Genomic DNA, 21525 nt, shown 5'->3' with positions numbered 1-21525 from the left:
GTGACTTCGCCCCTACCTTTACTAGAATACAACTATAAGATATATATCACCTCGAGGGCAATCTACAATATGAACCGGATTGATCATTTGTAAAAAACCTCTTTATCCGCAAGGTGGAACTGGGAGTAATCAAGCACTCCCCGCCCTTTTGCTTCCAAAGAGGTTCGGGACAATCTATTACACTACCCGGAATACCGGCTGATCTTGCACGAAATGTACCGGCACATCCGGAAACGCTGCTGACAGCTGCTCCGCCAGATATTTCATACCGGGCGCCTCACTCTCTGCGTGACCCAGCATAATCAGTGCCTTACTCCGTCCCTGTTGGACAGCGTCTCTTATATACTCCGGTGTCTCCCATTCCGGCCCTTCCCCGGCGATGATCAAGTCCAGAGAATCTTGCTCATATAAAGGGATTGCCGTGGAACCGCCCCCCCGGTACCCGACCAGTACGCCCACTCTTACGCATGAAGCAGACAGATCGCCAGCAATGCGCACATAGGGGATTTGCAGCTGTTTTTTCAAATATTCCGCTACTTCTTCAGCCTTCGTAGCCGGGATGGTCAGTATAGAAACAGACGGCCGGTGCTCAGTAACATAGGCCTGCCAACCAAGCTCCCGTAGAAGCCCGTTCGTAATTCCATCCGGTGCATAACGGTGAAGATAATCATGGAAACGGTATATCCCGAGCTTTGAACGGTCGATCAGTCCGGCCTTTTGTTGATAAACAGGGTCCTGTTCCAACCCGGCCGCATGCTCCTTGTGGCTGTAAAATACACCTTCGTGCGAGATGATCAAGTTCGCTCCCAGCGCGATTGCCTGCTCAATGACATATTGCGAAGCGGCAAAAGCAGTCACAATTCCTCTTACCTCTGTCTCCAGTTCCCCAGATTCCAACTTGTCTACCGTCTGTTCAAGCTTGGCGATTCCTTCGGTTAAATGATCGATAATGCATCCGAACGAGAGTGTCATATGCCCTCCTGTATACTTTGAACTTGAAAGTCATGAGTGGAAGCAAGCTAGCCTATGAATAGGCCGAAGCGAACTCATAGGCTAATGCAAATATAGATATCGATTCTGATTACGGAATTAATTCGTTAAGGCCTGAATGCATTCTAATGCACTTTCTGCAGCAGATCATCCGCTCATGTCCGCTGAACCTATTAGTAGATAATGCGTTTGCCGTTATCCGCAATACCGCTTTTGCGGTAGAAATACGTATTGATCTGGTCACGCCATTCCTTGGCATGATTGGCCTGTTCCTGGAGACGCTGCTCCACTTGCGTATACAAATCCGCTCTGAGGTTTCCCTTCAGGCCGGTCCAGGAAGCCAGCAGCTCTGCTGCACGTTCCGCCCCTTCGAAGTGGGTATCATAGATATGCTGAATCACAGTCTTGCCGGAATGCAGCACATGGGTATACGGAACATGATGGAAGAACAGCAGCAATTCGTCAGGACATTGCTCGAGAGAATCATAACGTTCACGATTTATACCTATATATTGGGCGCTGTAGCCGGTTCCGGTCTCCACTGTACGGTCTACACCGATCCCTTGGTGGTCGGCATAATGATAGGTGCCCCACTGCGAATATTCATAGCCGTCCACATTCGGCCCGTAATGATGCTCGGGATTGATCATCCAGCCTACGCCAAGCGGTGCCGTATAGGATTCATAGATCTCCCACGAATCCAGCAATATCCGGCTGACTACACTTGAAACGGCCGGATCTGTACCGAAGGTCAGGGAGATCCATTCATTGGCGATTTCTTCTGCCGTCAGCTCCGGATTCCAGGTCAGGCGGCCGAATCCAAACAGATTCGCCTGGGCCAGCAGATGGCCGGTCCAATTCCGGTTATTGCCCACATTGGACACCGCCGCAATTCCGCTGTAACGGTTCCCCCACAAGGATCCATCCACGATATGCTTCACCGGAGATTTCTCTCCTTGGGCACAGGTATTAAATTCCAGAACCTCTTTCCACTGCGGTACCAGATAGCAGACATGGCGCTGCTGTCCGGTATATTCCTGGGCAATCTGGAATTCGATAACCTGATTCGTCCGCTCAAGTGCTCCGAACAGCGGAGATACCGGCTCTCTAACCTGGAAATCCATCGGACCGTTCTTGATCTGCAGGATGACGTTATCCTTAAATTTGCCGTCGAGCGGCTTGAAATGGTCATAGGCCGCTCTGGCCCGGTCTGTCTTCCGGTCACGCCAATCCTGCTTGCAGTTGTACACGAAGCAGCGCCAGATTACAATTCCGCCGAACGGTTCCAGTGCTTCAGCCAGCATGTTGGCGCCATCGGCATGGTCCCGGCCATAGGTGAAGGGTCCCGGACGATTCTCGGAATCGGCCTTCACCACAAACCCGCCAAAATCGGGAATCGCAGCATATACACCGGCCGCCTTGTCCTGCCACCACTTACGTACGCCAGGGTCCAGCGGATCTGCGGTTCCCACTTCCCCTTCATGCATCGGACCGGCAAAGTTCACGCTCAGGAACAGCTTGATGCCGTATAACCTGAACTGATCGGCAATTCTGGCCACCTCAGGCAGATGCTTGGAGATAAACAGCGTTTCCAGCTCATGAACATTCACATTATTGATGGCAATAGCATTGATTCCTGTGGAAGACATGAGCCTCGCATAATCACGGATTCGCTCTGCATCGTCTGTAAACCGGTTATTTTCATAGAAAAAGGATCTTCCCGCATATCCCCGCTCAACGCTTCCGTCAAAATTATCCCAGTGATTGATCATTCGCAGCCCGTTCACAGGGTTAACGACTTCGTCCAATCCCTCGATTTCCTTCAGGCTGCCGATCCGCCGCAGCAGGTGGAACACTCCGTAGAGCACACCTGCCGGTGATGCGGCTCCAACAGCGATACAACCTTGTTCTTGGCTGGTGCGGATCGCAAAACCCTCCGGGCCTACAGTCCGGATCGTTTCTTCCCCAAATACGCTACCGATCAGCGGATTCCCGCCCTGAAAGGTGCCGAATGCCATAGATAGACCCTTTGGAGCCGATTCGCCCACTTTTACTGCCTGTATGCCAAGCATGGATTCAATACCTTTTTGCCATTCCTGAAGGGCAGCCTGGAACGTGCCGTGCTCTTCAGTAACCTGTACAGCTCCGCACCATTTCACATATTGTTCCTGCATGGGCCCGGACGGCAGAGCCGGATAGCTGAGCCAGGCATGGTAACCACCGTCAGGGTTCATACTGCTGATATCCAGAGGATTGTTCATGCAAAGGTTTCCTCCCTGACCCCGGTCAGCGACCGGTTGCCTGAACCTTCTAGCAGCCACAGAATAGCGGTTACCCCCCGTGGATAATATTTGCTTCCGCCGATGAGGCCGGAGAGAATCTGATCACTCCAGCACCAGTAGGACAGCTCCGGATGGAGCAGCCAGCTCACATGTGCCGCATCTGCCGCAAGTCCGCGCGCATCCCAAGGCAGATCCAGAATCTCTCGGGCGATGAACTGGGACAGGTAGATTTTGCTGAGCCAGGAATTATTGCTGGTGGATGACAGCTTCCAGCCGTTATCGTCGAACAGACATACTCCTGGAACCAGCACGTTGTTCAAGTGAATGTTCAGCGCATCCAGATAGCCGGCAAATCTGCCATTCCGGTCAAGCGCTTCTTCACAGCCTGTGAAGAGCGGGAATACCAGCCCTTCGATCGCCGGAATAATACAGGACTCGTTGTCTTCATTGATGATAGCCGGAATATATCCATCACTGTTCAGCTTAGCGGCTATGGATGCAGCGCATTTGTCTGCCTGCTGTCCCGCATTGGCAGCGAGATCAGCCAATCCCTCTTGTCCGAAAAATTTCTCCAGTGCCACATAGGCTGCCCAGCATTTCCCCGCCATGTAAATATTATTGCGCGATTGTCCCAGCGAGGTATCCAGACTGTCATACGTAGTAATTTCAGCACCGCCCTGGGTGCGGTTGCTGTCCAGACCCATCAGTCCATTGCGTAGATGGCTCTCCGGATGATCACGGTTCAGCATGCTGTCGAAGCAGGCGCGCAGTGTCGGCAGCATGCTGTCTATGAATTCGCGGTCCTGGGTCTGTTCAATATAGACCAGTGCCGAGCACAGCCAGTTGATCAGCTCTTCATGACTCATATAAGAGAAGCAGTCATCCAGCCCTGCCAGCTCATAAGCCGAATACTGCGGCCGTGAAAATACATTGGCTACCCCAACATCATGGGTGAAGGTGATCCCCCCCGGATATTCCTCGGTCCCACCAGGAAAAACAACCTTGTCTACATAACTGTAGCGCCGGACGAATAGTTCCAGCTCGTTGCGCACCGTCCAAGGGTTCATAACCAATTCAAAAAACAACTGATCCGCTGTCAGATCAAGCGTGTTCATCATCCGGTATTCACCTTCGTTTACGATCCAAATGGGCTTCCCTTCCGCTTCCAGCAGTTGGGTGCTGCCATAATAGCTGTGAATGGCATGCGCGAGCATAAAGGTCTGATCTTCTGTCAGACTGGCAGAATCGATCCAGGCATTGGCGGATTCACAGGACTGAATCAGCCCGTCAAAATGCTCCAGCGCATAACCTGCTACGGATTCAATATTCTTAAAGTAACGGGTGTACGCATAGCTGGCATCTATTCCTGAAGTCACCAGCCCGCCCCGGTAAAAGCATATGGCGAAGCGGTACGTCCGCTTCTCACCTGCAGGAACCTCCATCATAATAGCCCCTGTTCCACCGAGACCAAAGGCAAGATTATGCTCAAGCTTCGCTTCAAGGATCTTCTCCATGGTGAACCCGAGAGCGGACTGCACCCCTGTATCCTTACAGGCAATAGCCGTCAGCCGGCCTTGTCCGATCCCCTCAAACTCCCCTCCGCTGGTATCACTCAGCCTGCGCATGGAGCTGTAGCGATCGCTGCCTTCGTAACCGAAGAATCCTTTTCTTGCAAAGGTCCCTTGGGTATTATCCAGTGTCAGTTCAGCAAATACGGCCGGCAGAATGGCGGCTTTCAGCTCCTCCTCATCAGCAGAGGCCGGATCAGGAACAGAACGGACAGGTGAATAAATGGTAAAAGTCAGATCGCCCGCCTTCCAGGTATCCGTTGCCGGACGCAGGGTTCTGGTTATTTTCTCATCCTCAAACGCTTTCATGACTACCCGGGAAGGCTGATACCAGCCGCTTGGCTTATCTCTGTCATTTCCACCCGGCGAAGCAGGGAATACCTCCTGCAGTTCCTTGGCGGTTTCGTCCGCCTTTTCTATATCATATCTTGCGCCCGCATCTTCCACATGCTCGAAAAAGGGCAACACTTCATAGGTTTCGCCATCTTCAGACTGAAATCCAACGTAAACATTCTCATCCGCCGGTTTGCCCAGCTCCAGTCCAAGTCCTCCATTCTTCCCCTTAAATCCCAAAGTAAAGCTCGCGAAGGCACCGATAGGAGAGTGCTGAACATTATAGAACAAATTGGTTTTTGTCATAAAGACTCCTCTCTGTAACTTAAGCTGATTAAATTACTTGCATTGTTTATGATCATCCTATCACGGCTCTCCCGGGCGAGAACATTGTCAAATCAAGCAAATATTTACCCAAATCAAGCTAAGCCCTGCTATACTGATAATAAATTTGAGGTTACACAGATGGTCAAGAAAGGAGAGGTCCCATGGTATCAGCATTTATACCGCCTGTACTCGGACACAGCATCAGCGAAACGATCATACCCGATGTCAAAACAACCCTGAATTTATTTGGCATGCACCTGCGGAAGGTGCCCGGCGAGTGGGCTTACCCCGTCCATTCCCATCCGCAATACGAATTTAATTATGTGCTCGAAGGAGAACAGCTGCTTGTCGTCAACAATGACAGCTACACGCAGAAGGCTGGAGATCTGGTCTTGTTAAGACCGGGCGATTCCCACTCCAGCAGAAGCGGCAATGGCAAACCCTTTACCTATTTTTGCATTCATTTTGATATCGACGACAAAATTCTAATCTCCCTGTTAAGCCGGCTCGACCATGTTCTTTTTGAATCCGGGAGCACCATTGCCCATAAGCTGGGCCCGGTCTTTACCAGGCTGGTGGAGATTTCAAGCACCATCTCTGGGGACATCACAATGTCGCAGCGGATGAGGCTGCAATCTGCGGTGTTTGATCTGTTCGGCCAGCTATGGGAGGCTTTTTCCATCGAAGCCAACTTACCCGCTTCGGGCACCTACGAGAAGGTAGAGCTAGCCCATCAGATCCGCAGCAGGCTGCAGGGACTGGTCTTTCAGCAGTTTCAAGTCGAGCTGCCCGACAGCCATTATGGCATAGATGATATCGCCGCAGAGCTGGGCATCAGCGCCTCCCATTGCTATCGTGTCTTCCGGCAGGTGTTCGGGATGTCACCTAGGGAATTTCTGTCTGAACAGATGCTTCATGAGGCCAAGGTACTGCTCGATGATTCGAGTTTATCCGTGAGCCAGATTTCGAACCTGTTGGGCTACCGCGATATTGCCCATTTCAGCCGTCAGTTCAAACGCTGGTACGGCAAATCTCCGCGGGAATACAGGGATGAGGATCAATGACGCCAGAAGAATAATGGCTGGCATGACGAATGCTTATTCCCCCGAAAGCTCCTTGTACTCAAAATAATCAAAATCCGCAGCTTGAAATGTTCCGCTGAGGTCCTGAACGCACATGCCGATAAACGTTCCTGTAAACCTGATATACGCGGGGAAATCATCGGACAAATGACATATATCCAGACTTGGACCGATCTTCTCCCAGCTTGTATCGCCCACACTATAATAAAATTGAGCCGACTCCCTAATAATAATTACCTTCAACAGGCAGATTGTACCAGGCTGCAATGGTATCTGCGCACTCACAGAATCGTCGTATACGCCGTCCACGGACCGGACGATTCCCAGACACTTGCCCAGTTCCTCATCATGGGTAATCCGCAAATACACGTAATCCTTCGTGTCATAATAGATGATCAGGCCGGCCATCTGCTGGAAATGCTCCGGTTCAAATTCCACGCCGGTTTCAGCACTGCAGCAAAAATCCTGCTGGCGCATGGCAACCAGACTCTGGCGGTGCAGCGAGCTCATGGACTCTCTTCCCATCAAGCGCAGAAACCCCGGACGTTCCCGGAGCGAGAGCCATGATTCATCCGCAGGAACACGCAAGGTACTCCAGCGTACATCCAGCACCGGATTGTCAAAATCATCTCTCTCCGCAGGTGACGGAAAGGGTTGAGCCGGAATATCCGGGCCTTCCACTGTAACGGAAGGCTGATTCGTTCCATCCGCAAGAGATAACCATTCCTCTTCTGTGAAGATACAACGCTGAATCGCTGTCTCCCGGCCCAGATTGCAGTACTTCTCCTTCACTGGACGGCCGCACAAGTGAACCATGTACCACTCCTCGGTATGCGTATGGACCAGACAGGCATGCCCTGCTTTTTGAAGCACCAGTTCCCGGTTCCCTGCTGAAGTCAGCACCGGATTGCGGGGATCAGTTTCATAGGGTCCTTCAATAGTCCGTGACCGGGCAACTGTGACAGCATGGTTATACTGGGTGCCCCCTTCAGCTGTAATCAGGTAATACCAGCCATCTTTCCGGTACAAATGCGGGCCTTCTGTCAATCCGAGCTCTGTACCCTTGTAGATAGGAAGTACCGGACCGATGAGCCGTTTTAGCGCAACCGAATACTCCTGCAGAACAATTCCGGCAAAGCTGTTCTTGTGCGTCCGGTGATCCCACAGCATATTGACCAGCCATTTACGCCCGTCCGTATCATGGAACAGGGACGGATCAAAGCCGCTGCTGTTCAGATAGACCGGCTCAGACCAGGGACCTTCGATATTCCGAGCGGTAACCAGATAATTGGGAGTGTCCTTGAATGCTCCCTGCCTGCTCTTTACGTCGGTATAAATCAGATAAAAAATCCCATTGCCGTAGCTAAGGCACGGTGCCCATACTCCGCCAGAGTCCAGGTCTCCTTCCATATCCAGCTGCGATCTGCGGGTCAGCGCATGCGTGAGCACCCGCCAGTTCACCAGATCACGGGAATGGTGGATCCGTACACCGGGAAACCATTCAAATGTAGATGTAGCAATATAATAATCCTCCCCGGCTCTGCAGATGGACGGGTCCGGATGAAACCCGCGGAGAATCGGATTCTGAATCAGATTTCTACTCATTATTTCCACCCCAATGCCTGCCGGCCTGCTTCGAGGGCGGCAATAATTTTATCGGTATCATACACACAGCCTTGCCAGGTTCCGCCACTGGCGGCTTGCAGCGCTGCCCACAGTCTGGTATCGTCCGGCAACCCCGGATCGACAGCAAGGGACGGATGGGCGGTCCGGGAAGCCAGTATCTCTACTCCTTCTTCCGGTAAGCCCGGCTGTTCGCCATCCCCTACGAGATTCACACTTCCTTCAAGTTTGACGGTATCGATTATAACCTCTACCCAGTCGCCATCCCGGAGTCTGCCAAGCGGTCCTCCCGCCAGCGCTTCCGGACCGATATGCCCGATGCAGGCCCCCGTGGACACACCGGAAAAACGGGCGTCGGTGATGAGTGTAACGTACTTGCCAAAGGGCAAGTGCTTTAGTGCGGATGTTAATTGGTAGGTCTCTTCCATTCCGGTTCCACTGGGTCCGCGGCCCACGACGGCAAGAATATCCCCCGCCTGGATCCGTCCGTCCTTGATGCTCCGGATCGCGTCCTTTTCCGCAGTAAAGACCTTAACTCTCCCCACATGCCTGTATACGCCTTCACTGTCCAGGACCAAAGGATCAATGGCTGCCGATTTGATGACCGAGCCTTCAGGAGCCAGATTGCCTGTCGGAAAAGTCATTGTGGAGGCAAGTCCCTGACGTGCAGCCTCTTGGGGACTCATAATGACAGTATCCGGATCAATGCCATCCGCCTCTCTCAAACGGCTTCGCATATCCAGCCGTCTCTGCGAGGTTTCCCACCAGTCCAGATTTTCTCCAAGCGTCCTTCCTGTCACCGTCCGTACCGAATCGTCAATCAGTCCCAGCCGGCGCAGATGGAGCATCACTTCAGGAACACCGCCCGCGAGAAACACGCGGATCGTCGGATGCGGAACAGGTCCGTTCGGCAGCACACTGACCAGGCGCGGGGTCTTGCGGTTAACTTCATTCCAATCTTCAACGCTTGGAACACGCAGCCCGGCGGCATGGGCGATGGCAGGCAAATGGAGCAGCAGATTGGTGGACCCTCCGAACGCCGCATGAACCACCATGGCATTGCTGATCGCCTGGTCTGTCAGAATATCCTTCATGACCATACCGCTATGCTCCATCTGCATAAGCGCGCGAGCAGACTGGCGCCCCATATTCTTCCACACAGGCTGCCCCGAGGGAGCCAGCGCGGAATGGGGAACCGACATGCCGAGCGCCTCGGCAATAACCTGGGCCGTAGCGGCAGTCCCCAGGAACTGGCATCCGCCGCCGGGAGTTGCACAAGCCCGGCATCCGAGGTCCGCCGCCTCTTCCAGGGACAATTCACCATTGCTGAATCTGGCTCCGATGCTTTGCACTTTACCGGCATCCTCCCCCTGAACAGGTGGCAAAGAGACTCCCCCGGGTACAATGATTCCGGGAAGATCACGCATGCCTGCCAGAGCAACCATCATCGCAGGCAGCCCTTTATCGCAGGTAGCTACCCCCAGTACCCCTTTTCGTGTAGGCAAAGAACGGATTAACCGGCGCAGCACCATCGCCGCATCGTTCCGGTACGGCAAGGAATCGAACATGCCCGATGTTCCCTGGGAACGGCCGTCGCAGGGATCGCTGACATAGCCCGCAAACGGAATCCCCTGTTGTGCAGTAATCTCATGTGCGACTTCCTCCATCATCAGGCCAATCTCCCAGTGCCCGGTATGGTAGCCAAGAGCTAGCGGACTGCCGTCCTCGCGCCGTATCCCCCCCATCGTGCCCAGGATAAGATATTGAGGCCGATTCAAGTGGAGCGGATTCCAGCCCATCCCCGAATTCTGGGTCATTCCGAATATTTCACCGCTTGGGGCACTTCGCAACATTTCACCCGTTATAGGGAGTCTGCCTGCCGGCCCTGCCGCAGCTGTATGTATAGGTGCTGACTGTTCCGGTGCCTCACGCATAATCTCTTGCAGGCTTATTTCCATTCTGAACCCTTCTTTCTTCTTGTTTGGATTCCGGCATTAAGATAAAGACAGTTTCTTCGCCAAAAGGATAACCGCTTCAGTGACAGCTTCCAGGTTATCGGCATAAGCATGTCGCAGCATAGAGGCGCTTACTGCTGCTACCGCATTTCCGGAAGCATCAAGAACAGGTGCAGCCACACAGCAGATCCCTTGAATAATCTCTTCCTGGTCTATGGAATACCCACTGCTGCGGATTTCAGCCAATTCTCCCGTAAATTCATTCCAGTCTGTCAGGGTCTGTGGAGTTACCTGAGATAAGCTCTTGTCGGGGTACCGCTTGTCTAACTCATCCGGAGGGAGCAGCGCAAGCATCATCTTCCCCATCGCTGTCGCGTGAGCGGGGAACCTCATCCCCGGGCTTGACTCCAGCTTCACCAGTGATGACCCTTCCTGCTTGGCCAGATAGATAATTTCACTCCGGTCGAGTACCGACAGCTGAAAGGTTTCGCCAACGGCCTTAACACTCTCTGAGGAAGCCTTCAAAAAATGCTCCACCAGGTTGTAGTTCTGCTTATGCGACTCATTAAATACTGTATTGAGATACGCGATCCCTTCCCCGAGCGCATAGGCTTCCTTCTCATCCCTTTTCACCCATTTCAAAACTTCCATCGTCCGCAGCAAGGAAAACATCGAGCTTTTATTGATGCCCGTTGCATCGCACAGATCAGTCATTTTACATTCCCCCGGCTTCAGGGAAATCGCATTCAGAATCAAATCGGCCCGCTCCAAAGCAGGAACCCAATATTTACGCTCCAACCCTTTAATCCCCTCTCTATAAAACAACATTTGATTAACTCCATCAGGTTCAATATAATAACCTTGTGTTTATAGTATCAAACTTGGAGGCGGAATAAAATGAATATTATTCATGAAAATGCAGGCATCATCCCCCCTGTTCCCACCATATTGAATGAACAACAGAAATTTGACCCTGCTGGAATGCAGCTTTTGATCGACAGCTTGATAGACAAAGGTGTTCATGGCTTATTCTTCCTGGGAACCGCCGGGGAGTTCAACCAATTTGATGCGGGGGAACGGGAGGAAATTGCGGAGTTTTGCATTGATTATACGGCTGGCCGCCTCCCGGTCTGGATTGGAACAGGCAGCAATACGACTTCCGAAGCCATCCGCCTTACCCGGCATGCTGACTATAGCGGGGCTACCGGAGTTGTCGTTATTAATCCTTACTACTGCAAGCTAAGCGAGCAAAGTCTGTTTACGCATTATGCCTCTATTGCCGAAGCTTCCGAGCTGCCGCTGATGCTGTATAACTTCCCGGCTCTTACCGGCCAGGATTTGAGTCCTGCCTTTGTCAGCCGCCTTGCAGCCCGATACTCGCAGGTGGTCGGTATCAAGGAAACGGTGGACCAGCTAAGCCATATCCGGCAGATGATTCTGCAGGTTAAGGAAGTGAACCCGGCTTTTGCTGTGTTCTGCGGCTTTGATGAATATTTGCTGCCCACCCTTGCGGCAGGCGGAGCCGGGGCAATTGCAGCCAGTGCGAATTTTGCTCCGCAGCTAATGCTGGGCTTATATCAGAGTTTTCAGAATAATGAATTGTCAGAGGTGCTTGAATACCACCGGAGGGTCATTCAGATTCCACCGCTGTACGCGCTGGACGATCCCTTTATCCCCTCAATCAAACAAGCGGTGCGTCTCTCGGGTGTTCCGGTTCCTGTCTTCAGCCATTCCCCGGCAACCCTATGGAACGATGAGAAAGAGCTGCAGTTACGAGATATATTCGACAAAGCAGGAATATCCTTGACGGATTAATATACCGCTTACCCTTCACCCGGCAGCTTCTTCCTGAAGATCAGATCAGACTAAAAGGCGCCAGTCTCCAGGGAAACTGAGGCGCCTTTTAGTCATGGTCATCATCAACATAAGTCAGATCATATAAAGCCGTGTACTGGAGACCACCGCCTAGTCACTATTGCTTCGACCCTCCCTGTACTCTGTAGGACTGCAGCCCGTGTATTCCTTGAACACTTTGGAGAAATAGTGCTGATCCCCGAATGATAATACCTCCGATAATTCCTTCACCTTCAACTCCGGTTTGGCTGCAATCAGCCGGCAAGCCTCATCGATTTTTAGCTGCATATAGTAATGCACAAAGGTGTCCTGCGTATGTTTTTTAATAATTCTGCTGATATACGATGGACTCACATGAAATTTACGCGCGACATCCGAAATGGACAGCTGGGCGTAGATATTCTGCTGCACATATTCATCTAGCTGCCGGAACAGTTCTTCACCGCTCTTCTTGTTCTGGTGCTGCAGCCATTCAAAGTTCTGCTCAGCCCATGAGAGCGCAGTCTCTTCGAAAATCTCATAGCTCTCACTCGCCAGCAGCCGCTGCACGCCCTCCTCCACCTTCAGCCGTTCCCCGGTATGCGGGGCTGATTCCATGTTAAGAAATGCTTCTGCCAGGGTCCAGATGAATCTTTCCAGCTCGGTAATCCGGATATTGGTGTTATGGAAATTCAGCAACTGCTGTTTGAGCAGCAGCGTAAATCGTTCCCTTTGACGCTGCTGAATCATCTCCGCAAAATGTTTCATCAGCTTCTCCATCTCACCGCCGGCCAGCACGCCCTTTGACAGGGAATGGCCCGTTTCCATTCGCCGGCCCGATACAGACAACTCCTCATTCATCAGCTTATTCAGCTTCTCATAACCCGCAGCAAGTGTCCTGATTCCTGCCCGCTGTGCCTCTGCTGCGATGGAGACCTGAATACCTTGATCATGCAGTGCAGCGGAGATTCTCTCCATGCAGTCGTTAACGGATAGACCGGTGTCCGTAACCGGACTATTCACGATTACAAGAAACTGTTCAGGCGCCAATGCGGGAAAGACCCAGCTGGCATGTGGCACGCAAGCCTCGACACAGCAAGACTGAATCACATGATTCGTCCAGCGGTCCGGTCCCGGTTCTGGTGTAAAGGGCTGTTTGCGAAGGATCAGCATGATCTTATCCCCTTCATAAAAGTCCGTTCCAAGCTCCAGTGACAACAAGAACTCCGGGTCCACTATTCCCTTTAAAATATTCTTTTCGCTTCCGCGTGTCTCCTGCAGATGCTCAACCAGCCGCTGCATGACTTCAATGAGCTGAAGGCGCTCAACAGGTTTGAGCAAATAGTCGAACACTTGAAGGTTCAACGCTTTTCGCGTATATTCGAAATCGCTGTATCCGCTGATCAGCACAGCCTTCAGATTCGGATTCACAAGCTTGCTGCTCTCGATCAGCGCAAGTCCATCCAGCTTCGGCATTCGGATGTCTGTCAGCAGGATATCGACGGGGTGTGTCTGTATATATTCCAGTGCCTCAATCCCATTCGAGACAGTCGCCACAATTCTCACGGGCAGTTCCGTAGACTGCAAAAGAGCTTGGATATTCCGTAGAATCGGCTTGCTGTCTTCTGCAATTATTGCAGTGTACATAGCTGTCCCTCCCGGTTAGTAAAAGTCTTTGCTCAGGGATGCAATAATCTGGATCGTAGCTCCTTTGCCCTCCTCCGAATGGTGATAGATATTAAAGAATAGCCTGTTCTTATACATCAGCTTCAACCGGTTCACCGTGTTCACAATCCCCATATTCCCGATCCCCGATGTATTATTCTGAAGCTCGTACGCTCCCAAGTCTGAGCCATGAATATTGTCCAGAATTTCTTTAATTCTGCCCAGCTCGAAGCCATCCCCGTTATCCCGGATTTCTACGGCCCACAGTCCGTTGTATACCTTAACTTTGACACGGATTTTCCAGGGCGGATCGGTGTTTTTGAAAGCATGTTCAATGCAGTTCTCTACAAATGGCTGGATGACAAGCCGGGGCAGCTCGATCAGATCAAACATCTCATCCGCATCAATCTCCCACTCCAGATCATCCTCGAAATTGTGCTGAATCAGAGACAAATAATGCTGGGTATGCCGCAGTTCCTCGGACAACGTCACATGCTGATAAGGGGAAGACACAATATACCGCAGGCTGTCCGATAAATGCTTGCACATCTCCGATACCACGGTGTTCTTGCCTTCCTGTGCAGCAATGCTGATCAGATACAGGACGTTGTGGATGAAATGGGGGGCAATCTGCGCCTGCAGCGCAGAATTCCGTGCTTTTACCTCTTCATGCAGCGCGAGCTTTTCCCGGTCAATCGACTCCTGAAGCCGTTCCAGCAGTTCCTGAAAAGCTTCATTCAACTGTATCAGCTCATTGTTGTTGGAATGTGTATCCGGCCTTACCTTCATATTGCTGTAGTTGATCCGCAGAATCTGGCTTCGCAGCTTGCGGATGGGAAGCAGCAGATTTTTGGTGGAGAAGTAGATAAAAGCGAATGAGAACAGAATCAGTGCAGTAATCAGCAGTATGGATATATATTTGACTGAATTGACCGGTCCAAGCACCACATTCTTCGACGTAACAATGTATGTCGTCCAACCGGTTTGAGCCGATCGATCATAGGCCACATAGTTCTGGTTGTTCCCCAGATAGATGCCATTCTCCGCTTTAGCGGCTGCAAATTCAGGAACCTTCTGCCCTTCCTGAAGTACTGGCGAACTGGAGATCAGCTGATGCTCCGGATCGAGAATATACACCTTACTGTCGGCTATGCCGGCTGCTGACCTTCTCAGATATTTCTGATCCAGCTGGATCGCCAGGTAGCCGAACACCTGACCATTCTGATTCATAATCGCCCGCACAAAGGATATTCGGTTCGAGGGCTGGCGATACAAAGCGTAACCGCTTGCGTTCCACGTCCCAATCTTTTCGTTGTCCTTCAGGAACGGAGCAAGCGATGTCGGGTTACTGGTATATCCGATATAAGATACGACCTCCTCTCCCTTAAGGTCATAGATAATCATGTCTTCAATGTTCAGGCTGGGACCAATCGCTTGAAACATGATATCCTTGAGCCTGCGGCTCCTGGTCAGCCCTTCCAGGGTTATTCCCGTGTAATCGCCGCCGGAGAGCAGCATGAAGACATCTTTATTCGACAGAATCCGCTGGGACAGCTGATTCTGGTTATTGATATAGAGGCTAAGCTGATCGCTGACCTTGGCGGCTGCCATCTTCATTTCATTCTCCGTTTTCTCCTTCAGCGGCTGGATGACCAGGTAGTTGACATAGACCAGAAAGCAGCCCAGCACAATCAGCAGGAGAAACATGAATGTCAGAAAGAACTTCGTCTGCAGACTGGCCTGGTAATTGCCGCCGCCTAGTTTCTTGTTGAAAATCGTCAAGTTCAATCCTCCCTGATCCTTTTGATGTTCCTACTGTACATCCAAACCCCTGAATGAACAAGCGGTCAGGAGTTCAGAATATTACACAGAAAGAGTCAAGCACAAACATGTACCTCAGACAAGCAGCACTCTATAATCAGAAATGTAAACGGATTCAACAAAATAAAAAACACAACATCTATGGGGGCGATAACATGAGTGACAAAATGAAAAAAATCGCAACAGGTATATTGGCCGGTGTAATGACATTATCGCTGGCTGCATGCGGGTCCGGCAATTCAGGCTCCAAAAATGCATCAGACTCCAATACTGCTTCAGCCACTGACAGTGGAAAAAGCAGCAGCAAAGTTACTATTGAGCTGGCCATCTCCAAAAGCTCTCAGGATTCGGCATTTGTCGCACAGGATTTGCTCGATGAGTTCGAACAAAAAACAAACATTAAAGTGAACCTTCAACTGCTACCTGCCGAACAGACGGCTACCGTCCTCCAGACCAAGCTGGCCGTGGATGAGGTCCCGGATCTTATCCAGTACAACCTGGCAAGTGCCACAACGGATCTTAACCTGGAGCGCAACTTTGAAATTCTCGACAATGAGCCTTGGGTAGGAAGATTGCTGAACAAGGATGTACTCTCCGCGAATGATCATGTCTACAGCTTCCATGTCAGCCAGGATACAGGAATGCAGGGAGTTGTATATAACAAGGATATGTTTAAAGAGCTGGGACTTGCCATTCCGAACAATTTCGATGAATTCCTCGCAGTATGCGAGAAGATCAAAGCAAGCGGAGTTACACCGGTCTTCATGCCGTTCAAGGATAACTGGGCCGCCAATATTTGGCCGGCTGCCGCATTTGCCGACTGGGCCGCGAAGAACGAACCGTCTCTTTTCGATGACATCAATGCCGGCCGTAAAAAATGGTCTGATGTTCCCGAGTTTGCCACCTTCCTTCAACAGCAATATGACGTCTACAAGAAAGGCTACACCAACACCGACATTCTCAGTGACAGCTATGATATGGCCGTAGGCAAGTTCCTGAATAAAGAAACCGCCATGATGTTCATGGGCGACTGGCTGATTGTAAATGTGGCCGAAAAAGATCCGAATATGCATCTGGGATTGTTCGCTATTCCTTCTTCCGAAGGTGCAAGCCTTGGCGCAAGCCCGCTGGGCGGCCAGTTATTCATTCCGAAGAAAGCTAAGCATATGGAAGAAGCCAAGAAATTCCTGGATTTCATCGCTACCAAAGAAGTGGCGCAGAAGATTGTTGATGCTCAGGGTTATGTATCCAACTTCAGTGATGTGACTACGCCGAAACTTCCGGAATACAAGCAGGAAATTGTCGATCAATATATCACTCCTAAGAAAACTGTGCTCACCACTGATGCTTACATGATCGTAGACCGCAGCGAGCTGTACCGGCTGCTTCAAGACGAGTTCGCCGGCGGCCTGGACCCTCAGGGTGTTCTCAAAGCCTGGGATGAAAAATTCAGCCAGCTGATGAAGGACAAAGGTGTCGAGGGATTCTAAATAACGGTACAACAGGCAGAATAAAGTCCGTCCGGGCTTTATTCTGCCCTGGCTGTAAAGGAGTGTGAAGAGATGAAAATATCAAAAAAACTATACTCGTATTACCTTATCTGGCCTGCCTTATTAATCTATTCCATTTTTTTCGTGTTTCCCGCACTCACCGGCCTCTACTATTCCTTCACCGATTGGCGGCTGGACCGGGACACCATCAAATTTGTCGGGTGGGACAACTTTGAACGTATTTTTACCGATAAAACCCTGCTCCTCGCGATTAAGAATACCTTTATCTTTGCAGTAGTCACTGTGCTCGGCAAGAACCTGCTCGGGATTGCCCTTGCTGTGGGCCTAAATATGAAGCTGAAATCCAAAAACCTTCTGCGGGCTATCTTTTACTCCCCGTCAATCTTAAGTGTTCTGGTCATTAGTATTGTATTTACACCGATGCTGCGTTCCGATGGTACGATCAACCGCATATTCGATGCTGTGGGCCTGCATTCCTTAAGCCAGGCTTGGCTGACTAATCCATCGATCGTTATCTGGACCGTTGCGGCTGTCTCCATCTGGCAGCATACCGGATTCCAAATGGCCATCTACTTGGCCGGACTCCAGTCCATTTCCAAAGAATACTATGAAGCTGCCACGATTGATGGAGCCGGTTCATGGAGAAGCTTCCGCAGCATCACCATTCCCCTCCTACTCCCTGCAATCAATATCAACTTGATGCTTACCCTCATCGGCGGGCTAAAGGTATTCTCAGAGGTATTCGTGCTCACCGGCGGGGGTCCGGGCAATGCTTCCCAAGTAGTGGGTACCATCATCCTGCGCTCGTTCGGGGAAGGCAGCTGGGGCCTCGGTACGGCAGTCAACACGCTGCTATTTGCCGCAGTAACCATCATCGCCATTCCACTGCTAATCTTCATGCGGCGTAAGGAGGTATCAGAATAATGAGTTTTACACGTAAAATGGCTTGGCGCAATTATCTGGTCGAAGGGTTCCTGATCCTTGCTTCTCTGCTGATTATCCTTCCCCTGCTGATCATGATATTCGGAAGCTTTATGACGAGCTCAGAGGTGCTGAAGTTCTCCCTGCGTCTCCCGGACCAATGGATGTTCTCCAACTATACCAAGGTCTTCCGCGAAGGCGGACTGGGGCGCGCTTTTCTAAATGGACTGCTGATTACCGGCGTATCCTCGATCCTGAATATCTTCACCTCTTCGGCGGCTTCATTTATTCTGGTACGCAGGGAGACCAAATGGTCCGGCTTTCTGTATATGTTCTTTTTCATGGGACTGATCGCTCCAATGTCCACCATTACAACGATCCGTGTCGTGCAGTGGATGGGTTTTTACGGCAGTATTACCAGCGTAATCTTCATCTATGCCTCTCTCAACACCGCGTTCAGCGTGTTTCTCTACAGCGGGTTTATCCGCTCCATACCCAAAGCGCTGGATGAGGTGGCTTTCCTGGAGGGTGCCAATACGTTTGATGTCTTTTTCAAAATCGTGACTCCCCTGATCGTTCCGGTCAATGCAACCGTAGCGATTATGGTCTTCATGTCCGTCTGGAATGACATTACGATCCCGCTCTATTTTCTGACCGACAGCTCGGACTGGACGATGCCGCTCTCGGTGTACAACTTCTACGGCAAGTACAGCCGGGATTGGAACCTGATCTTCGCGGATCTGGTGTTGACCTCGCTGCCGGTGCTCATCCTCTACCTGTTCTGTCAAAAATACATTGTGAGCGGACTTACTGCGGGTGCGGTTAAGGGCTAGAGCCAGCTTGGACTAGTAAAACCTTATGAACTGCAATGTCTCCCGCAACAGGTTAGCACGTTGATGTGACGGAGATTCCACACGTAGCTTTCAATAGTCCCACCTATCAAAAAACAGAGGCAGGCCGTTCACATGGCCTGCCTCTGTTTTTGCAATTATGAGGGCTAATATGGAACGCCCTTATGCACACCCGCGATCAAGCTTACGTTGTCGCCCGCTTGACCAGACTGAACTGCAGCTTCTGCTGCGCCGCCTCCAATTGGTTCAGCTTTCCCTGGAGCAGATGGAAGGCGTTCTGTGCCTGGGCGGCAATGGGATTGTCAATGGAGGTGATCCCCAGCGTATGCGCCAGCTCCGTGTTGTCAAAGCCGATGATTGCCAAGTCCTCCGGGACCTTTATCTTCTGCCTTCGGGCTTCGTTCATAAGCCCGGCTGCCACCAGATCGTTGGCGCACAGCACAGCATCCGGCCGTTCTCCCCCGCCCAGCAGCAATTCCTGGACCAGCCGTTCTCCATCTCTAATCGAATAAATGCCGGTAAGGGTCCACTCGGGGCGCATGGCGAGATGATATTTCTTCATGATCTCCTCATACGCTGACAACCGGCTGAGCGTATTCATACTGTTCGGCCTGCCAAGAGCGTTGGCAACACGGGTGTACCCTTGTTCAATAACATGCTCCACACCCAGCTTGTACCCGTCATATTGGTTCATGGCGACCGAGTGAATCTCCGTGAGCTTCATCCGCTGCCAGGAGACAATTGGCCCGTATTTGCAATAGGAGCCTAACAGGGCATGATCGTTAACACAGGTGATAATGACCAGCGCATCCACTCTTTTTCTCCGCAGATCTTCAAAGGCTTTCAGCTCTTTCTTCGCATCCCCGCCCGAGGTATAGATAATAGTCTGATAACCGTTCTGGCTGGCCGTCTCTACAAAGCTGTTCAGAAAAGGCAGCATCACCTCGTTGATACCCTCCGCACACATGCCGATCTGTAGGGTACGCCCTTTGGAGAGGGAGACGGCATTGCCGTTCGGAACATAATCCAGCTTTTTCATAATGGCCAGAATGGTGTCCCTGGTCTCCGCACTGACGTGAGGGGATTCGTTCAGAACCCTGGAGACCGTTGCTTTGGAGAAGCCCGCCAGCTTCGCAATTTGATCCAGATTGGACATGCTCTATCTCCTTACATCCATAATCTATTTAACTTAACGCTTGACATGTAACGCGTTACAACGTTTAGCATTTACCCTGAAGGAAACAATATTAGCTTACCATAAATCATTCAATAACCTATAAGAGGCGGGATTACTAATGACTGTACAATTTCCAGACGGATTTCTATGGGGCGGCTCCGTAGCCGCGAACCAGTGTGAAGGCGCATATCAGGAAGACGGGAAAGGCTGGTCTACCCAGGATGTAGCTCCACAAGGCATCAAAGGCCCTGTTACCGGAGTTCCTACCGAAGATAATCTGAAGCTCACCGGCATTGATTTCTACCACCGGTATAAGGATGACATCCGGCTTTTTGCCGAAATGGGCTTCAAGGTGTTTCGCACCTCCATTGCCTGGTCACGGATCTTTCCGAATGGCGATGAGACCGAGCCGAATGAAAAAGGTCTGCAGTTCTATGACGATCTGTTCGACGAGCTTCACAAATACGGCATCGAACCGCTGGTCACCCTCTCCCATTATGAAACACCGCTGCACTTGTCCAAGCAATATGACGGCTGGGTCAACCGCAAGCTGGTTGGTTTCTATGAGCGTTATGCCAGAACAGTCTTCACCCGTTATAAGGATAAAGTGAAATATTGGCTCACCTTCAACGAGATCAACTCGATTCTGGAAGAGCCGTTCATGAGCGGGGGAATCTACACTCCGAAGAAGGAACTCAGCAAGCAGGATCTCTACCAGGCTATTCATCACGAATTCGTTGCCAGCGCCCTGGCGGTAAAGATTGGCCACGAGATTAATCCAGGAGCCAGGATCGGCTGTATGGTGCTGAGTATGCCCACCTACCCTCTCACACCGAATCCGGATGATGTGATTGCAGTCATGGAAGCCGAGCACAAGAATTACTTCTTTGCCGATGTGCATGCGAGAGGCATTTATCCGGGCTATATGAAACGTTTCTTCAGAGTGAACGGCATCGAAATTCATATGGAGCCGGGAGATGCAGATATCCTTAAGCACACGGTGGATTTTATCTCCTTCAGCTATTATGTGAGCCTCTGTGAAACAGCGGATCGCAGCAAACGTGCGGAATCGGAAGGTAATCTGTTCAGCGGTGTGGCCAATCCTTATCTGAAGGCCAGCGAATGGGGCTGGCAGATTGATCCGCAGGGTCTGCGTTATGTCCTGAATATGTTCCATGACCGGTACCAGAAGCCGCTGTTTATTGTAGAAAATGGGCTGGGCGCAGTGGACAAGCTGATTACGGGTGAAGATGGCCTGCAGACGATCGAGGATAATTACCGGATTGAATATTTGAACGATCACCTGGTTCAGGTAGCCGAAGCCATTCAAGATGGTGTTGAAGTCATGGGCTATACTTCTTGGGGCTGCATTGATCTGGTCAGTGCCTCTACTGCGCAGATGAGTAAGCGGTACGGATTCATATATGTGGACCGTCACGATGACGGTTCAGGCACCCTGGCGCGATACCGTAAGAAATCCTTCTACTGGTATAAGGAGGTCATCGCCACGAACGGTCAAAGCCTGCTTCGCAGTTAACCAGATATCCGGCTGAATGGATTCCGCTCGCTGGTCTGTGGACAGCAAA

Annotated in this window: 15 protein-coding genes; 6 read left to right on the top strand and 9 right to left on the bottom strand. The window is 51.2% G+C overall.

Annotation, left to right across the window (positions count from 1 at the left end; translation table 11 throughout):
* Nucleotides 1–177: 177 nt before the first annotated feature.
* The 3 genes from ACAN54_RS24315 to ACAN54_RS24305 all read right to left on the bottom strand — a co-directional run bounded on the left by ACAN54_RS24315 (nucleotide 178) and on the right by ACAN54_RS24305 (nucleotide 5479).
* Entirely contained in the window at nucleotides 178–972 is a 795-nt protein-coding gene (locus ACAN54_RS24315; protein WP_379161512.1) for a Nif3-like dinuclear metal center hexameric protein, read from the bottom strand.
* Between the two features lie 191 nt (nucleotides 973–1163).
* Nucleotides 1164–3251: an alpha-glucuronidase family glycosyl hydrolase gene (locus ACAN54_RS24310; protein ID WP_379161510.1), complete on the bottom strand. Its 2088-nt coding sequence runs from the start codon at nucleotides 3249–3251 to the stop codon at nucleotides 1164–1166.
* Nucleotides 3248–5479 carry a glycoside hydrolase family 52 protein gene (locus ACAN54_RS24305; protein ID WP_379161508.1) on the bottom strand — a complete coding sequence of 744 codons (2232 nt, stop codon included), beginning with the start codon at nucleotides 5477–5479 and terminating at the stop codon, nucleotides 3248–3250. The genes ACAN54_RS24310 and ACAN54_RS24305 overlap by 4 nt, the downstream gene beginning before the upstream one ends.
* A gap of 182 nt (nucleotides 5480–5661) precedes the next feature.
* On the opposite strand from ACAN54_RS24305, the gene ACAN54_RS24300 reads away from it, so the two are divergent.
* Nucleotides 5662–6564 (top strand): AraC family transcriptional regulator, encoded by a 903-nt coding sequence (locus ACAN54_RS24300; protein WP_379161506.1) that lies wholly within the window; start codon nucleotides 5662–5664, stop codon nucleotides 6562–6564.
* A 33-nt stretch (nucleotides 6565–6597) separates the two neighbouring features.
* On the opposite strand, the gene ACAN54_RS24295 is transcribed toward ACAN54_RS24300, so the two are convergent.
* From ACAN54_RS24295 to ACAN54_RS24285, 3 genes are read right to left on the bottom strand one after another with little or no spacing between them, the layout of a single operon-like run.
* Nucleotides 6598–8187, bottom strand: coding sequence for a glycoside hydrolase family 43 protein (locus tag ACAN54_RS24295; protein ID WP_379161504.1), 1590 nt, complete (start codon nucleotides 8185–8187; stop codon nucleotides 6598–6600).
* Entirely contained in the window at nucleotides 8187–10163 is a 1977-nt protein-coding gene (locus tag ACAN54_RS24290) for a YjhG/YagF family D-xylonate dehydratase (protein WP_379161502.1), read from the bottom strand. The genes ACAN54_RS24295 and ACAN54_RS24290 overlap by 1 nt, the downstream gene beginning before the upstream one ends.
* A 36-nt stretch (nucleotides 10164–10199) precedes the next feature.
* Complete coding sequence (locus ACAN54_RS24285; protein ID WP_379161500.1) at nucleotides 10200–10958, bottom strand: IclR family transcriptional regulator; 759 nt, start codon at nucleotides 10956–10958, stop codon at nucleotides 10200–10202.
* 99 nt (nucleotides 10959–11057) lie between these two features.
* Here ACAN54_RS24285 and ACAN54_RS24280 point away from each other — a divergent pair, with 99 nt between their 5' ends.
* On the top strand, nucleotides 11058–11975 hold the full coding sequence (locus ACAN54_RS24280; RefSeq protein ID WP_379161498.1) for a dihydrodipicolinate synthase family protein: 918 nt from the start codon (nucleotides 11058–11060) through the stop codon (nucleotides 11973–11975).
* 150 nt (nucleotides 11976–12125) lie between these two features.
* Here ACAN54_RS24280 and ACAN54_RS24275 read toward each other — a convergent pair whose 3' ends face one another.
* Complete coding sequence (locus tag ACAN54_RS24275) at nucleotides 12126–13640, bottom strand: response regulator (protein ID WP_379161496.1); 1515 nt, start codon at nucleotides 13638–13640, stop codon at nucleotides 12126–12128.
* Nucleotides 13641–13655: 15 nt separating this feature from the next.
* On the bottom strand, nucleotides 13656–15440 hold the full coding sequence (locus ACAN54_RS24270; RefSeq protein ID WP_379161494.1) for a sensor histidine kinase: 1785 nt from the start codon (nucleotides 15438–15440) through the stop codon (nucleotides 13656–13658).
* Between the two features lie 194 nt (nucleotides 15441–15634).
* On the opposite strand from ACAN54_RS24270, the gene ACAN54_RS24265 reads away from it, so the two are divergent.
* The 3 genes from ACAN54_RS24265 to ACAN54_RS24255 all read left to right on the top strand — a co-directional run bounded on the left by ACAN54_RS24265 (nucleotide 15635) and on the right by ACAN54_RS24255 (nucleotide 18744).
* Nucleotides 15635–16969 (top strand): ABC transporter substrate-binding protein, encoded by a 1335-nt coding sequence (locus ACAN54_RS24265; protein ID WP_379161492.1) that lies wholly within the window; start codon nucleotides 15635–15637, stop codon nucleotides 16967–16969.
* A gap of 72 nt (nucleotides 16970–17041) precedes the next feature.
* Nucleotides 17042–17914, top strand: a complete 873-nt coding sequence (locus ACAN54_RS24260; protein ID WP_379161490.1) for a carbohydrate ABC transporter permease — start codon at nucleotides 17042–17044, stop codon at nucleotides 17912–17914.
* Nucleotides 17914–18744, top strand: coding sequence for a carbohydrate ABC transporter permease (locus ACAN54_RS24255; protein ID WP_379161488.1), 831 nt, complete (start codon nucleotides 17914–17916; stop codon nucleotides 18742–18744). The genes ACAN54_RS24260 and ACAN54_RS24255 overlap by 1 nt, the downstream gene beginning before the upstream one ends.
* Before the next feature lie 202 nt (nucleotides 18745–18946).
* Here ACAN54_RS24255 and ACAN54_RS24250 read toward each other — a convergent pair whose 3' ends face one another.
* The gene (locus ACAN54_RS24250; RefSeq protein WP_379161486.1) at nucleotides 18947–19918 is read right to left on the bottom strand and encodes a LacI family DNA-binding transcriptional regulator; all 972 of its coding nucleotides are present in this window, start codon (nucleotides 19916–19918) and stop codon (nucleotides 18947–18949) included.
* Nucleotides 19919–20057: 139 nt separating this feature from the next.
* On the opposite strand from ACAN54_RS24250, the gene ACAN54_RS24245 reads away from it, so the two are divergent.
* Nucleotides 20058–21476: a glycoside hydrolase family 1 protein gene (locus ACAN54_RS24245; RefSeq protein WP_379161484.1), complete on the top strand. Its 1419-nt coding sequence runs from the start codon at nucleotides 20058–20060 to the stop codon at nucleotides 21474–21476.
* The last annotated feature ends 49 nt before the right edge of the window (nucleotides 21477–21525 follow it).

The sequence above is a fragment of the Paenibacillus diazotrophicus genome, from assembly GCF_042610465.1.
This window is presented reverse-complemented; position numbering and strand designations above follow the sequence as displayed.